At 68.8% G+C, this 14,743-nt stretch carries 14 protein-coding genes and 1 pseudogene; 3 read left to right on the top strand and 12 right to left on the bottom strand.

Annotated features, from left to right (window positions below; genetic code table 11):
* Positions 1–7: 7 nt before the first annotated feature.
* The 3 genes from ISO16_RS28160 to ISO16_RS28170 all read left to right on the top strand — a co-directional run bounded on the left by ISO16_RS28160 (position 8) and on the right by ISO16_RS28170 (position 2,595).
* Entirely contained in the window at positions 8–1,126 is a 1,119-nt protein-coding gene (locus ISO16_RS28160) for a hypothetical protein (protein WP_029547236.1), read from the top strand.
* A 333-nt stretch (positions 1,127–1,459) separates the two neighbouring features.
* Entirely contained in the window at positions 1,460–1,810 is a 351-nt protein-coding gene (locus tag ISO16_RS28165; protein WP_029547237.1) for a hypothetical protein, read from the top strand.
* Positions 1,807–2,595, top strand: coding sequence for a DUF6036 family nucleotidyltransferase (locus ISO16_RS28170; RefSeq protein ID WP_195886211.1), 789 nt, complete (start codon positions 1,807–1,809; stop codon positions 2,593–2,595). Before ISO16_RS28165 ends, ISO16_RS28170 begins: the two co-directional genes overlap by 4 nt.
* Before the next feature lie 90 nt (positions 2,596–2,685).
* On the opposite strand, the gene ISO16_RS28175 is transcribed toward ISO16_RS28170, so the two are convergent.
* From ISO16_RS28175 to ISO16_RS28230, 12 genes and pseudogenes are all read right to left on the bottom strand, one after another.
* Positions 2,686–3,222, bottom strand: coding sequence for a DUF4913 domain-containing protein (locus ISO16_RS28175; RefSeq protein WP_072636232.1), 537 nt, complete (start codon positions 3,220–3,222; stop codon positions 2,686–2,688).
* A gap of 2 nt (positions 3,223–3,224) precedes the next feature.
* Complete coding sequence (locus ISO16_RS28180; protein ID WP_072636231.1) at positions 3,225–5,219, bottom strand: type IV secretory system conjugative DNA transfer family protein; 1,995 nt, start codon at positions 5,217–5,219, stop codon at positions 3,225–3,227.
* 15 nt (positions 5,220–5,234) lie between these two features.
* Positions 5,235–5,786, bottom strand: coding sequence for a hypothetical protein (locus ISO16_RS28185; protein WP_072636230.1), 552 nt, complete (start codon positions 5,784–5,786; stop codon positions 5,235–5,237).
* Positions 5,787–5,800: 14 nt separating this feature from the next.
* The gene (locus tag ISO16_RS28190) at positions 5,801–7,432 is read right to left on the bottom strand and encodes a M23 family metallopeptidase (RefSeq protein ID WP_072636229.1); all 1,632 of its coding nucleotides are present in this window, start codon (positions 7,430–7,432) and stop codon (positions 5,801–5,803) included.
* Positions 7,429–7,743, bottom strand: coding sequence for a hypothetical protein (locus tag ISO16_RS28195; RefSeq protein WP_072636228.1), 315 nt, complete (start codon positions 7,741–7,743; stop codon positions 7,429–7,431). Before ISO16_RS28195 ends, ISO16_RS28190 begins: the two co-directional genes overlap by 4 nt.
* Positions 7,740–9,500: an ATP-binding protein gene (locus ISO16_RS28200; protein ID WP_072636227.1), complete on the bottom strand. Its 1,761-nt coding sequence runs from the start codon at positions 9,498–9,500 to the stop codon at positions 7,740–7,742. Before ISO16_RS28200 ends, ISO16_RS28195 begins: the two co-directional genes overlap by 4 nt.
* A gap of 19 nt (positions 9,501–9,519) precedes the next feature.
* The gene (locus tag ISO16_RS28205; protein ID WP_010596723.1) at positions 9,520–11,025 is read right to left on the bottom strand and encodes an SCO6880 family protein; all 1,506 of its coding nucleotides are present in this window, start codon (positions 11,023–11,025) and stop codon (positions 9,520–9,522) included.
* Complete coding sequence (locus ISO16_RS28210; protein ID WP_010596724.1) at positions 11,022–12,605, bottom strand: hypothetical protein; 1,584 nt, start codon at positions 12,603–12,605, stop codon at positions 11,022–11,024. Before ISO16_RS28210 ends, ISO16_RS28205 begins: the two co-directional genes overlap by 4 nt.
* The gene (locus ISO16_RS28215; protein ID WP_010596725.1) at positions 12,596–13,438 is read right to left on the bottom strand and encodes a hypothetical protein; all 843 of its coding nucleotides are present in this window, start codon (positions 13,436–13,438) and stop codon (positions 12,596–12,598) included. Before ISO16_RS28215 ends, ISO16_RS28210 begins: the two co-directional genes overlap by 10 nt.
* Entirely contained in the window at positions 13,435–14,043 is a 609-nt protein-coding gene (locus ISO16_RS28220; RefSeq protein ID WP_051009426.1) for a hypothetical protein, read from the bottom strand. Before ISO16_RS28220 ends, ISO16_RS28215 begins: the two co-directional genes overlap by 4 nt.
* Complete coding sequence (locus ISO16_RS28225) at positions 14,040–14,411, bottom strand: hypothetical protein (RefSeq protein ID WP_010596727.1); 372 nt, start codon at positions 14,409–14,411, stop codon at positions 14,040–14,042. Before ISO16_RS28225 ends, ISO16_RS28220 begins: the two co-directional genes overlap by 4 nt.
* Before the next feature lie 13 nt (positions 14,412–14,424).
* Positions 14,425–14,717: pseudogene (locus ISO16_RS28230) on the bottom strand (hypothetical protein).
* Positions 14,718–14,743 lie beyond the last annotated feature (26 nt).

Consider the following 14,743-nt stretch of genomic DNA (forward strand, 5'->3'; position numbering starts at 1 on the left):
AAGGACGATGGCGGACAACGACCAGAAGCGACGGTTTCTGCGCAACCGCGGACGGTCGGCCCACCCCACCGACGCCTCGATTCCGCCGTTCTCGGAGACCGTGGCTCCGGCCGGTGTGCCGGCGGTGCCGCAGCGCAGGCCGGCCAGGGCGCAGGCCACCCAGGACGTTGTCGACCTCGTGGGTTTTCTCCGTGCAGCGGAGAATCGACGCGCTCAGGGCCGGCCGGCACCCACACCGAAGTCGATGCGCGACGTTCTCGGTGCGTTCCGTGGACAGCCCGCGCAGCAGACCTCCATCCAGGTTCTGGCAGCGGCAGCGACCACTCGACACCTGGGCGCGCAGGCGCAGAACACCCGCAGGTGGGAGCGGTTGGCGCAGGAGAATGCTGCGCGACTCGAAGCGCTGCGAGCACAGCAGTACCGGCAAGAACAGCAGCGGTACGTGCAGGTGCAGATGCCCCCGGACGAGATCGACCGGCTCATTGCCGAGCGACAGGCTGCCGACCGGGACGCCGACAAGCGTGTCTTCGACGCCGCTGCGGCGGTCGCGTTGAGCTACGTCGCGGCCAAGAGTGTGCCGTCGTTCGACAAGCTCGCCGACCTGTCCGCCCAGCACCTCGCGGTGGTCGAACCCACCGCGGACGTTCCCGCGTCAGTTGTCGAATCCTTCGCCCGCGCCGCCGACGCCGACACCGTAGAGATGAACTTCGACAAGGCCGCGGACGGTTCGCTCGCGCCCGGCGGCCCCGATACACGCACCGAACCGGTGGTCGAAGGCCACGAAGCGGATGTGTCCGACCAGCTCGAACGGGTCGACGAGCCCGCACCCACGGACCGTGGGGATCTGGGCAGGATCGGGGCGGTGCTCGAGTCCGCCGGCCGGGGTCTGGCCACCGCGGTCGGCCCGATCAACGGTGACGACGAAGTCGCCCCTCCCCTGTCGCCGGTCAACCTGAACCAGCTCAGTCAGGAACTGCTCGATGCGATCGGTGCTGCGATGAGCAGCCACCCCCGGTCGGTGGCCGAGATGCTCAACATCGAACGCCGACCCGACCACACCAACGAGGCCGCGTTTGTTCCCGCGATGGGTATCGAACACAGCCAGGAAGCAACACTCAGTTGCTGATCGTGATGGCTATGCCGTGCCGGGCAGATCCGGAACCGAGGGCAGGACTGCGCGAGCCTGATTGGATCGCTCAGCGAGTGCCATCAATCTGTAGAGGAAGTGGCCGCTACGAGTCTGAGCATCTCGCTCTCCAGAATGGCCACGGCTTCGCCTTCGCGCGCGTTGGAGTCCATGTGCGCTCCTATTCGGAGAAAGGACGCTCCGGTGTCCTGTGGCGGCGGGGAGCTCAGACCTGCTTCGGCACACCGAGGTGGACATGAAACGGCTGTACAGTCCCCCTATCATGGGAAGGGCCAGGGCCGAGTGTGGGAAGTCAGAGTAGGGGTGGGACAGATGAGCGTCGTCACGCCGAAGACCCTGCGTCAACAGCTCGTGCAGTCCGCGGTCCTGGACAAGATCGTGACCAGCGGCATCTCGATCGACACCGAACCCGTGCGCCGCAGCCTCCAGACGATCCGCCGACAGGTCAACCGCAGTCCGCTGATGGACCGCTACATCGATCGCTGGGACAGGATCGTCCGCGACAACGATATCGACGGTATCCGCAAGATCGTCGAGTCGGACGATGACACCAGCCGGGAGATGCGGAATCTGTCCCCGCTGTCGGTGCTGCTCAGCGAGGACGAACGCCGACGCGTGCTCACCGAGTTCGGAACCCGGTTCAAAGCCGGCACGACACGGTGAATCGGGAAGAACTCGGTCGCGCGATCAAAGCTGCGTGCGCCAATCTCGACGAGCCGCGTGTGATCGTCCTCGGCTCTCAATCAATCCTCGGTAGCTTCGACACCGATGAGCTGCCCCCTGCGACCTTCCTGTCCCGTGAAGTCGATATCCTGCCGTTGAGTGGGATCACGGACCCGCCCTCGGTCGAGGACAAACTTCTGTTGCTCGATGCCCGGCTCGGCGAGGACTCCCCTTTCCACACTGCCTTCGGTTTCTACGTCGAAGGTATCCACAAGGACGTCGTGGTCCTGCCGACGAACTGGGACAATCGGCTCGTCCACTTCGTTGTCGACGACGACGCATCCAGCCTGTACGGGCGGACCGGGTTGTGCTTGGACCCGGTGGATCTGTGCGTGGCCAAGACGATCGCCGGCAGAGAAAAGGACTACGAGTTCGTGGCGGCACTCGTAGCGCAACAGTTGGTGACGGCTGCCGACATCCAGGCCCGGATCGCTGGCGGCATCGACTGGCCGACGACCTACACCGAAGACAAGGAACGGTCCCTCGCCAGGGCTCAGAGCTGGCTGGAGTATCTGTCGAGGTCGCCTGTGGTGCAGTCCGACGGAAGCGCCGCCACACCCACGTCACCGCCGACTGCTGGACCCGACATCGCGGCTGCATTCCTCGGGCATCCGCGCCCGATCAAGCAGATGTTGAGTCGGAGGACCCGAGAGCCGAACAGTGCGGGACCTGAGCCTGCCGATGACGGCCCCGCACGGGAGGTAGGGCCCGACCTGTCGCGTTGACGGCTTCGCCGACGGCGAGGCCGCTGTGTTCGGCATCAACCGGATACGTGAGAGGCAGCACGAAGGAACTACCTACGCTCGATCCTGCTCTCATCTTTCGTTCTGCCTCGAGATTGCGTCGAGGACCGCTGCCGGTACGGCATCGGAGGGCATGGCAGGCCAGCCCATGAAGCTGCGGTCGGATTTGGCGTTGGCCATCGGTCCGGTGTCGCCGTCGAGGATGACTCGCAGGTGCGGTTCGAGGTGCTGGATCCACCACGAGGACATGGCGGACATCGAGTCCGAGGTTCGTGCTTCTTCCCATGCCTGGTGCAGCGCGGTCAGGCGGGCGACGACCTCGGGGTAGGCCCACCACCGTGGGTCCCAGGACAGGCCGCCGTCGTTGTCGCTGATCCGGCGTCGGATCACCGGCAGGAAGAAGCCGTTGACGAACTCGACGACGTTCGCGTACTTTGGCTCCTTCTTCTCCTGCTCGGGTTCGGGCGAGGGCTCGGAGGCGGCCGGTGTCCGAGGCTGCGGCGTGAAGGCCGGTGCCGCCGGGGGCGGGGTCGTCTCGTCGTGGGTTCCGTCCCCGGCGTCGTTGCCGGTGTCCCAGCGATCGTCGGTCGTTCGGGGCAGATTCACCATGCTCATTCCTTCGACATGAATTCGGACGTAAACAGGGCAGCGGTGCGGGAGGACTCCACGGCGGGTTCGCCGGCAACCGGTGCGTGATCCGGCCAGGTGTCGTCGCCTGTTGTCGGTGAGGGACGGTCGGCCACCGGCCGGTCGGAGGAGCCGACGGGCAGCGACTTCTGCTCGCTGAGCCCGCGATTCTTGCTGTCCTTCGTGGACTGGCGGATCGCCTCCGCGAACGGGGAGTCACCCCAGAAGGCTTTGCGGACCAGGATCGGAGTCGAGCCACCGATCGTGACCAGGGCACGGGTTTTCGGCAGTGCCCGCAGGTCCCGCTTCTCGAAGATGGTTTCCTTCTGCCAGCTGCTCGACACGCTGGCCTGACTGCTGGAGAAGAAGCCGGCGGGGCGGCTGCGGGATTCGGTGTCGACGTAGTGGGTGCCGACGGCATCGACCAGGCCGGACAGGAACCCGTCGTCGTCGACGTTGCCGCCGTACCAGATGACGCTGCACGCATCGACCATGGCTTTGAACGCTTCGCGGCCCCAGACCTTCTCGCCCTGGGAGGGGGACTGGAAGAAGGTGATGAGGATGATCCCGCGGCCACCGAAGTGCGAGTACCAGCGCGGCAGGTCCTCGAGCTTGCAGATGTTCGCGGCCTCGTCGAGCACCGCCGTCAGCGGGATCGGCATCCGTTCGGATTCCTGCTGCTCGGAGTACTCCTCGGCGCCGGTGAGGATCTGCCCGACCAGGGCACTCGAGATCGCGGAGGACGAGCCGGGGCCGTCCTTGGACATCGCGTACATCGTGTCGGTGCGGCGGACGAACTCCGCGGAGATGAACTCCGGCAGCTCGTGCACGCGGCGACCCGGGGTGACGGTGACCGTGCCATGGGCGTCGGTGCCGATGACCACCCGCCGGTTCGGCAGGACCGCTTCGGCGTAGCGGGGCTCGTCCAACGGGGACAGGAACCGGCGGGCCATGTCGTAGAAGCCGTCGCGTTGCTTGGCGTTGACGGCCTGCTTGCCGCGCATCGTGCGCGCCAGCTCCGGGTAGCCGTACTGCTCGAGCACCGCCGGGGGGATCTGCGATTGGGTGTGGGTCAGCCACTCGACGACATGTCGGATGTCCCCGCCGGCCAGGGCGGCGGCGAGCAGGTAGGAGGCGAACAGGTCGCGGGCGTTGCCGTCGAAGTAGGCATCGACGCGGGCGCCGGCGTCGGTGGCGGCGGAGATGAAGTAGCCGCACACCGCCGCAGCAGAGGGCAGGTCGGTGACGGTGCGCAGCGGGTTGAACCAGAAGCTTGCTCGCTGCTGCCGGTTACCGGTGCTCACCCCTTGCAGGTCGAACACCCATACCCGCCCGCTCTGGCGGCGGAGACCGACGGTGTGCGAGTACACATCCCCGCGGTTCGACGCCACCAGCGCCGCCCCCGGGGCGTGGCAGATCGCCGGGATCGCGAAGCCGGCGGATTTGCCCATCCGGGCACCGGCGAACGCGATCGCCACAAATTCCCAGGTCATCCGCACGGTGCGACCCCCGACCACGGTGTCACCGAGGGGGATACCGAGGTAGCCGGGATGGGTCGTCGGGATCGCCGGGGCGAGCCGGTCGGTGGAGGCGGCGAGGTACGTCGGGTCGGCCTCGTCGACCTCCCGCGGATCGACCATCGTGCGAGCCAGACGATCGATGCGCTTCTCGAAGCGTGTGCCCTCGAGGGTCTCGAGCACCCCGAACCGGCGCAGCGCCCACCACCCGGCCCCGGCGACCACCGCCAGCAGGACCAGCTCGACGCCGAGGACGATGGTCGCGCCTGCCGGCCAGCTCGTCGCCCCCAGTGCCAGGGCGAACAGCAGGCCGATCGGATTCCAGGTGGGATCTTGGCCCCCGCCGGTGTTGTAGGCGATCGTCGGCAGATACGCCACGACCACCATGACGGGAAACGCGGTGAGGAACACCTCGTCGGCGCCCGAGGAGGTGCGAGGCCGATCCCGTCGCGCTTGTGCCATCGTCGTGCGCCCCTTCTACTGCTGGAATCGGTAGTCGATCAGTCGCCACCCGGCGTCGGTGCGAGTGACGGTGGTGCGCCAGAGCTGCGGCGTCAGGCGGGTGCTGCGCCCGCCGGCGTGCAGCACCGTCTGAGTACAGGTGAGGTCGATGACGAGGGTGCGCATCCCGTCCGGGGCGGCCGGGGTGGAGTCGGCCCGCACACACGTCGCGGCCACCGCGTCCTTCGAGGCGGCCCACTGCTGCCAGTCCGGGTCCGGGCGTACCTCGGCTCGGGTGCCGGATTCGGCGACGGCGAGCAGGTCCCCGCCGAGATACGCCGTGGCCCGGATCAGGGCGTCGGCCTTGCTCTCGTCGATGGCGGGCTGCCAGGACAGGATCATCTGCAGGGCGGTGATCGCGGTCTGGTCGGCGCCCGTCTGCTGGGGTGAGAGCGGCTCGATCACCTGGTGGTCGTCGCTGCCGACGTGTGTGTGCTGCTGGCCGTCGGTGGTCTCGCTGCCGCAGCCCGCCAACGTAACGGCGGCCGCGGTGCACACCGCCGCGACGGTGATGCGTGTGATCCTCACGGGCTTCCCTCTTTTCACTGGTTGCTCATCGCTCGGTACTGCGGTTCGGCGGCGATGATCTTGTCGGCGTAGGGGCGGGTCTGGACCACGTAGTCGGTGTGCCCGGTCGGAAAGCCCCCGGAGGCCAGGACCGCGCCTTCGCCGGCGTTGTAGCCGGCCAGGTACAGCTCGGTGCGCCCGTTGGGGGCGGAGACCACCCCGTCTGCGATTGCGCCGTCGATGGTGGCGGCGATGGTGCACATGTAGTGGCCCTGGGCCATGACCGCATCGCCGATGCTGTTGGGATCCACCGTTCCGTCGCCGTCGAAGTCCTGGCCGTAGCTGGCCCACGTGCCGGGCATGAACTGCGCCGGTCCCCTCGCCCCGGTCACCGACACCGGAGCCGAATCCCCGTGGCGGAAGCCGTTCTCGGCGGCGAGCTGCGCGGCGAGCAACGAGGGTGTGATCTGCGGGCAGATCGACCCGGCCCGCTCGAGCCACACCGCGAACTCGTCCGGCACCGTGCCGTCGGCGAGCCGGTCGCCGACGCCGTCGCCGGAGATGAGGCAGTCCGCCGCCGCGGCGGTGGCGTTGCCGCTGCCACCGGGCAGCGCTCCCCACGACACCAACCTCTCGTCGGTGCCCTGACCCCGGACGCTGATGTGCACGTGGTCGACGTGGTTCTGGGTTTGCGAGCCGCGGTCCTCCATCAGGCTCGGGGCCCCGCCGACGGGATAGTAGGTCTGCCGCCAGAGCACGTACTCGACGCCGAAGAACTCCGCATTGGCCAGCACGTAATCGGTGATCTCGTCCCCGAGCGCCACCCCCTCGCCGGAGCGGTAGTGCGGGATCATCACATCCACAGCCCGACCCTCGGTGTGATCGGTCGCGTAACCACCGTCGGCACGCCACCCGCCGAGGCCCGCGATCCGGTCGCCGAACTTCAGGTGCATCGCCCGAGCGAGTTTCTTCGCATCTACCTGCAGGCCCTGCTCGGAGCCGGCCGACGGCGGCAACGGCTGCGCCAAGTTCCCCTGGGACGGGGCCGGCGGCACCGAGGTGGTCGGCCCGGCCGAGGACTGTCCCGGGGCGGGGGCGGCTTCGTAGTACGGCAGCGGATCCACCGCTTCGGTGCCCCAGCCGCCGGGCCAGAGTTCCCAGTGCAGGTGCGGGCCGGTCGACTGGCCCCGGTTGCCGAGGGTGGCGATCTGCTGCCCGGCGCGGACCTGCTCACCGACGGCGACGGTGTAGGTGTCGATGTGCCCGTACACGGTGGACACCAGCTGCCCACCCTGCACGTGGTCGAGGACCACCCACTGCCCGAACCCGCTGGCGGGGCCGGCATGGCGCACCACCGCGTCGGCCGAGGCGTAGAGGGGGGTGCCGACGGCGCCGGCCAGGTCGATGCCCTGATGCTGGGTCCCCCACCGCTCACCGAACCTGGAGGTGAGGGTGACGGCGGAGGGATCGACCGGTTTGAGGAACGAGCCGGTCGGTGCGAGCCGGTCCCCCGACCCCACACCCGAACCGGGGCCGAGGCAGGTCGTGCCGTTCTCGCGGTCTTGTTCGTCCTGGATCCCCATCACCAGCACGAGGAGCAGGAAGAACGGAATGAGCGTAAGCGCCAGGATCAGCGCGATCAGCCCGGTGCCCCCCTTGTCGGTCACCGCAGACTCAGACCCTCGATCACGACCCCGTGCTTGCGCGCCAACGCCCGGTTCAGCTCCTGCGCCAACGCCAGCTCCGCCTCCAGCGCGGCGACATCGCGTTCGGTGCGGCGGGGGCGACGGCCGGAGCGGTTGACCCAGCCCCGCACCGTCGTCTCGGCCACATCCAGCTGCGCCGCGGCGGCACGCGTGGCGGCGGTGAAGCTGTCCCCGGCCTGCATGCGCCCCAGGACCGTCTCGATCGCGGCCTCGCGGGTGAGCTCGTCGACCAGGGTGTACCGGCGAGTGCCGGGACGGCCACGCCGGCTCATGCTGCGAACTCCGTGCCCCGGTCTTCGTCGGCGGCCCGCAGACGGGCATCGGTGTCGTGAATCCCGGAGTCCTTCTCCGCCTGGGGCACCCACACCTTGAACGGGGTGCCGGGTGTCGCGCCTTCGCCGAGCTTGAGCAGGAAATGCCCGACACCGGCCGCGGTGCGCGTGCTGTCCGCCACGCCGGGATCACCGTCAGCCGAGGCCAGCGCCTTGCGGCGGGCTTGGCGCAGTGTCTTCTTCTCCTCCACCGAGTTGGTGGTGTCGTTGGCCCAGCCGGTGACCATCGCGCGTTCGGCCTGCGAGAACGTCATGAACTTACCGAGGCGGTCGAGTTCGGCTTCGGGGACCGGGCCGATGATCCGGGCGCGGGAGCGTTCGATCATGCCCAGCGCGCCGACCTTCTCGAAGTCCGCCAACGAGTGGGTGACCAGCGTCAGCGCCACACCCATCGACCGCTGCAACCGCTGCACCGCATCCAACCGGGCCACCGCCGAGCTGCCGGTCTGGATCACCTGCCACACCTCGTCCAAGATGATGTGCGCCGCGATCGACTTCGCGCCGGGCACCTGGTTGTCGGCGAGAATGTGCGCCGCCTCCACCGCCGCGAACGCCTCGTTCCAGCCCGCGAGCAGCACCGCGGCCCGCATCAACTCGTCCCCCGGCGGCACCGAGGACATGTCCAGGTCGACCATCGGCTTGGTGATATCGATCCGCACGGTGCTGTGCCGGTTGAAGGTCTCTCCGAACCGGCCTTTGACCAGCGCCCGCAGCGAGCGCAGCAGCGGCTTGATCTGACCGCGGTACTCCTCGGCGGTGTCGGCCACCGCGTCGTCCCTCAGCTCGTCCGGGCCGGAGGCGATCAGCGTCAGCAGGTCCTCGATCCGGGCCGCATGATTGTTGTCGAACGTCGAGCCCGGGGCGTAGAGCAGCCGGATCGCCGAGGCCAGCAGGGTTTCCTCGAAGTCCTGCAGCGGGCCGCGGCGGACGATCTCGAGCAGGGCACAGATCATGTTGAGCTGGCGGGCGTGCAGCGCGAACTCGGCCTTTTCTCGTGCGAGGGAGCCGGCGGGCAGCTGCTCGATCGCGTCGCCGATCGGGCCGCGGCCCAGCGGGTTGATCGCGCCGGTGCCGTAGCCGACCTCGCTGACCTGCCCGCCGACCTGCTCGGCGAGGACCCGCAGGTCCGGCTTGACGTCACCGGGCACGAGCACCAATGTGCCTCGCGCAATGTCGCCGAGGGCGATGCGGCGCAGCAGGGTCGATTTGCCGAAGCCGTTGAGGGCGCAGATGAAACACGACGGGGCGGTGATCGCCTTCATCGTCCAGGCGTAGAGCGGATCGAAACCCACGGCGGCTCCGGTGGTCAGATGCCGGCCGAGCGGGGTGCCCAGCAGCGGGGCCTTCGCCCCGACGATCCACGGGTAGATCCCGGCGACCTGCACACTCGTGCCGCGGTATTCGACCGGGGGCATCACCGTGGACATCCGGCCCCCGCCGGCCCCGTCGAACCCGCGGGCGTCGAGATCGGCGACCTGGCGGTCGAAGCCGTCGGTGTTGATTCGGGTCAACCGCTCCACCGTCGCCCGGCGACTGTACTGGCGGGTGACCAGGCTTTTCTTCCATGCCTTCGTGAGTCCGGTTGCGGTGGCGGCCTGCTCTTCGAGGCGGGAGAGCTCGTCGTCCGACAGCAGAGTCTTGGCGATCTTCTCCGCTGTGAGCAGCCGCGACGATCTCGTGGCGTTGCGTGCACTCATGCCTATAGCCCTTTGCGTGTCAGTTGCTGAGGAAGCTGGGAATGGTGGTGTGGTCGGGGGCGATGACCCCGACACCGAGGCAGGCCGCGAACGCGGCGGCCTGCCAGCACCAGGAGCGGCGGATCGTCAGCCGGCTCTGGCGCGAGAGGTCTTCGACCAGGGCGTCGATCTTCGGCACATCGGCGCTGCCGGCCGGTTCGGTGACGGTGATGAGCACCCCGAAGCGCACCATGCCCGCACCGCGGGCCTGCTCCATCCGGGCTTGCGCGGTCGCGGCGACCTCGATCTGCGACTTCGCCGAGGCGATCGAGCCGTTCTTGAGGGAGCCGCCGTGGGCTTCGGCCATCGCGTTGCGGTAGTCGCGGTCGGCGATGTCGGTGGCATCGCCGGCCGAATGCGGCCGGTAGAGCACCGACACCCGCTTGAGCGGCACCGCGTCGTTCGGCGCCAGCAACCTTTGCAGCACCCGTTCGGTGACCGCGCCCTTGGGGGCTTCGCGCATCTCCCAGGTCACCGACACCGCGCCGTCGTGGACGTATTTGCCGCCGTCCGGGCTTTCGAGTGCGGTGCGCGGGCCGCAGTCCTCCCAGCTCAAGCCGGTGCCGTCGCCGGAGTGCAGGCCGGCTTCGACATCGACGAGCGAGGCCGGATCGTAGGAGCGGCGCACGAACGCCATGACCTCGTCGGCATCCATCGGTGAGCACGGCACACCGGCCCGTGCCGCCGACGCCGTCAGGGCGGGCAGCCGGCGGCCGAGCTCGACGGCCTGCTCGGAGGGGTCCTGTTTGCGTTCGGTGGTCTTGGCCTCGAAGGTGATCGCAATGCGGGCTGCCAGGCGGATGCCGCCCGTGGTCAGCCCGGTGGCGAGCTGGTAGGCCGCGTCGCGGGCCAGCTGCGGGGCGTCGGCGCGGGTGTTCTGGTGGACCGTCTCGTAGAGCTCGATGCCGGTCTCGGGCAGGGTTTCGACGGTGGTGACCACCGCGAGGATGTCCGAGGTCTCCCCCGCCGCGGACAGGAACTGTGCCCAGTTGCCGACGTAGTGATCGATCACGTCCTGATCGACGGCCTCGGCGCCTTGGGGGTAGGCGTCGAAGACGACCGTGTAGGCACCCTGGCTGGGCATGTGGATCATCCCGAAGGTGCGCCCGTCGGAGTCGATGCCCTCGTACAGCTCGGTGTCGGCGAGCACCCCGGGCAGCCGGTACGCCCGCCCCGGGACGCGGGAGAACGTGCCCGAGGCGTAGGTGTGCTCACCGCGACGGCGGCCGCGCCAGAACTGGAATCGCATCAGTGCCCTTTCGTAACCGGAACGCCCGTCACGGGAGATGACCAGGGGGATGAAGCAGGCGATCATCGGGACCGCCAGCAGCACGGTGACCTTCAGGCCGAAGAACAGGCCCGTGATGATGACCAGGGCCGCAGCGGCGATCGCGGCGATCGAGGTGCCGAAAGTGGCCCCGAGAATGCCGGTCTCCCGAGGCCGGCGCCAGTTGCCGTAGGTGTTGTAGGTCTTCTCCTCGCTCACTGCTCGAAGCCCCCTCGGTGGAACTGCCGACCGGCACCGGACGCCACCGCGGCCGCGGCCGCCGCATCACCGGAGGACCCGCCGCCGGGAGTGCCGGAGGTGTTGCCGCCGGGCTGACCATTCCCTCCGCCGCTGGGGGTGCCCTGCTGGTTGCCCTGCGGAGCCGCGCCGGCACCGCCACCGGAGGGGGTGCCCTGCTGGTTGCCGGCCGGTCCCCCGCCTGCCGTACCGAAACCGGACGGTGCGCCGCCGGTCTGGGCGCCGCTGGGCGGGTTGCCCATGCTCGTCGACGTCGACGACGTGGTCGCCGCTCCGGACGCTGCGCCACTGGCACCGCCGGTGGCGATCATGCCGCCGACCTTCGCGCCGACCGCCGCCGCACCGGCCGCGGCCGCCATGCCGCTGCCGCCGCCACCGAGGGCGCCGACGTTCGGCACGATCAGCCGCATCAGCGCCGGGAGCACCAGGGCCGCGGCGCACAAGGTGATGACCCCGGACAGGGCCATGAACCCGTCCCCGTTCTCGGGGTCGGTGATGGTCGGGGTGGCCTCGAGGAACAGGATCGCCGAGACCCCGATCACGAACGCCCCGACCGGCTTGACCAGCAGGAACGCGATCGTCCAGGCCAGCATCTTCTCGAATGCCTGGCTGCCGACCTTCGTGCCCCCGGCCGCACCCGCGATGGGCAGTGCCGCCGCCATGAGCACCAGGATGCCGGTGCGCAGCAGCATCAAAAACGCCATCATCAAACCGCCGAGCATCCCGATGAGGCCGATCAAGAACAGCAAACCGACACCGGCCGGACCCGCATAGAGCTGGATCGTCACCATCGCTTCGGCCAGGCGGGACGGATCGGAGCCGACCGCACTGCCGATGAACCACGCCGACACCTGATCGGCCAGACGGGTGCCGAGCACGATCATCGTCGTTGCTCCCCCGGCGAGCACCACAGCGCGGGCCAGTTGTTTCAGGCCCTCTTCCGAGGTGTCGCGGATCGCCCCCGAGCGGGCCAGCGCCAGACGCCCGCCGAGCAGGATCAGCGACAACGACAAGGCGGCGACCTGGATGTAGAAGGTGTAGTCGTTGACCGTGGCCACGGTCCTCTGGAAGGTGTCCCCGTCCATCTCGGTGCCGGTGATCCACCACCCGAGAGCGAACTTCAACACCGCCACACCGGCATTGCCGATCCACAGCGCAGTCTTTTCGACCGCGCCGGCAGCGGCGTCATTGATGCCGTCCTCGATCGCGCCCGTTCCGGCATCGACGACGTTGCCAGCTGCGTCCAAGCAGTCGGGAACGTCTGAATCGGTGAACATATCCACGGCTCCGCTGATGGCAGCCCCAAGAGGGTTGGCACAGGTCGCACCCCCGAGACCGGTTTCGAGCCAGTCGAATCCCGAGTCCTCGTCGGTCTGTTCCTCGACCTCGGTGCTGTCGATGCTGCCGCCGGACGAGTCCCCGGACGGAGCGGTGTCCTGCGCGTATGCCGCACCCGCTGCGCCGATACCGACGACCGCAACGGCGCAGATCACAGCGAGCAGCCGAAGAATGCCGGTGAGCAGGCTGCGGTTCACCACCACTGCTGCCACCCTTCGGACGACATGGGCTCGAACTCGCCACCCAAGGCGGGCGAATCCAGTTGGACAACCCATCCGGTGCCCTCGCGCCACACCACCGGGATCTTCGACACCCTGATCTCGGTGGCCCCGCTCGGCCGCTCGACGGTGGCGCCGAACTTCACCAGAGTCAGATCCGGATGGAAAGTCACGTTGACCATCGGCATCGCCCCAGTCGGCGTGTTGTCGGGAAGCTTCACTGTCGACAACTGACCGGTCGGGTCCGACACCCGGCCTGCTTCGGTGAGCATCTTGACCCGGTTGTCGCCGGCAGCGAGGTACCCGAAGTAGTGGGCCGCGGCGAGCGCCGCTCCCTGCGGGGTGCGCGCGAACCCGGTGGCCACACCGCTGTCGGTGAATCCGGTGGGGCCGTCGGAGGTCGAGAACGGAAGATCCATGTTGCCGTGGATGCGCTGGAGCATCACCCCACTCGGTGCCTGCTCTGCGGGCCGGTTCCCGGTGGCGAGGGCGTCGGACAGGATCACCCCGTGGGGGTCGAGCGGCACGTAGATGACGCGGTGGAGCTTGTCGAAGACGGGTTCCGGCATGAACTGGAGGTCTTCGAGTCGGGCGGTAGCCCCGTTGTCAGTGGTCGGGTCGAGCGAGACCAGCGGTTCGGCATCGTCACCGCGGAAGAGCATCACGATGCTCAGCACGAGACCGACGACGACAATGACGGCCACCGCCGCCAACCCGATGGTGAGTTTCGTTGCTGCCGAGGCGCGCTCGTTCTCGGCGCCCTCGAGTGAGGAAGTGTTCGTGTCCCCGGTCTGGCCGGTGGTGTTCTGCTCGGTCACTTGCGGGTCTCCTCGAGGTCGACCAGCTCCGACGGCAGCGCGTCGAGGGCGGTGATGGTGGCGGTGTCGTTGCTGGGCAGGTTCAGTCGCCAGTCGTCGTCGATCCACACCACCTGGGTGGTCGCGGAGGCGAGCGAGTTGTCGGAGAACCGCTGGATGACGTCGACGGTGGCGGCGGTGTCGCTGTAGTCGGCGAGGGTGTAGCCGACGATGGTCGGCACCGTCTCGGGGTCGGTGCCCGACATCTCCACCAGGGCGCGGTGGGCGGCGTACAGGTCGCGGCCTTCGCCGGGGGCGGCCACCCCGGCCAGGATCGTCGGCCAGGTGCGGTCGGAGGCGGTGGCCAGCTGCACCGACTGGGTGATCGCCGCCAGGGCCGCGCCCTGCGGGGTGTGGCTGAACCCGGCGAAGGGCTCCCACTCGCCGCCTCGCGGTCCGTCGGTGGTGCCGATCGGAACCTCGATGCCACCGACGGTGACCCACCGAGCGATCTGCGGCGGGTCGGTCAGCGACACCGCGGTCTCGGTCGTCTCCGATCCCCCGCAGCTCACAGCCACCAGCGCCACCGCGACCACCACGGCCCGCGCCCACCGACGCCTCCTCATTCGTTCTCCTCGTTGTCGGGTTGCTGCTGTTGCTGGAGCTGTTCGAGCTGGTCGATGACGGTCGGGGAATGGCCGCCTCCGAGCTGTTGGGCTTGGGGCCCCTGTGCGGTGGCCAGCAGGATCGTGGCGAGGGTGGCGGCCACGCCGCCGGCGAGGAGCGCGCCGATGTTCGCCGCGACGAACTCGGCCGCGGTGGGGGATTCGAGGCCGGCGCCGTGCTTGTGGTCCCACGCCAGGCGTGCGCCGACGAAGATCACCTTGGCCACACACAGGAGGAAGACGATCCCGGCCGCGTAGCCCAGAAGCGTCTGGAACCCTTCGAGGACGTCGGGGGGTGGGCTGACCACGCCCTGTGCGGACACCTGCATCGCTCGCCCTGCCTTATGCCGCGCTGGTGACGGCGCTGAGGATCTGGTTGGCGGAGATGGCGACGATCGCCCCGACCAGCGATCCGACGAGCATCTTCGGTGAGTCCCCGAGCCGTGCTGCCACTTCTCCCACGCGAACTTCCCGCCCGAGAAGATCAGGGCCGCCACGCACGCGAGCGTCACGCCCCACAGCAGCCAGTTCAGCAGCTTGAGCAGGCCGTTCGCGCCCGGCGGCACCTCCGGGTTGATGTCGAAATTCACGGCGCCTTGCGCGAGAATCGCGGTGTCCACGACTGTCTGGAACATGCACATGTCCTTTGCTCGAAGGTGCT

Origin of the sequence: Rhodococcus sp. M8 (assembly GCF_015654185.1) — a bacterium.
Taxonomy (GTDB): domain Bacteria; phylum Actinomycetota; class Actinomycetes; order Mycobacteriales; family Mycobacteriaceae; genus Rhodococcus; species Rhodococcus aetherivorans.

Excerpts from the sequence above, each read along its gene's own strand:
- ISO16_RS28200 (WP_072636227.1), bottom strand. The coding sequence starts at position 9,500 with ATGAGTGCACGCAACGCCACGAGATCGTCGCGGCTGCTCACAGCGGAG.
- ISO16_RS28175 (WP_072636232.1), bottom strand. The coding sequence starts at position 3,222 with ATGGTGAATCTGCCCCGAACGACCGACGATCGCTGGGACACCGGCAAC.
- ISO16_RS28180 (WP_072636231.1), bottom strand. The coding sequence starts at position 5,219 with ATGGCACAAGCGCGACGGGATCGGCCTCGCACCTCCTCGGGCGCCGAC.
- ISO16_RS28165 (WP_029547237.1), top strand. The coding sequence starts at position 1,460 with ATGAGCGTCGTCACGCCGAAGACCCTGCGTCAACAGCTCGTGCAGTCC.
- ISO16_RS28220 (WP_051009426.1), bottom strand. The coding sequence starts at position 14,043 with ATGAGGAGGCGTCGGTGGGCGCGGGCCGTGGTGGTCGCGGTGGCGCTG.
- ISO16_RS28160 (WP_029547236.1), top strand. The coding sequence starts at position 8 with ATGGCGGACAACGACCAGAAGCGACGGTTTCTGCGCAACCGCGGACGG.
- ISO16_RS28225 (WP_010596727.1), bottom strand. The coding sequence starts at position 14,411 with ATGCAGGTGTCCGCACAGGGCGTGGTCAGCCCACCCCCCGACGTCCTC.
- ISO16_RS28195 (WP_072636228.1), bottom strand. The coding sequence starts at position 7,743 with ATGAGCCGGCGTGGCCGTCCCGGCACTCGCCGGTACACCCTGGTCGAC.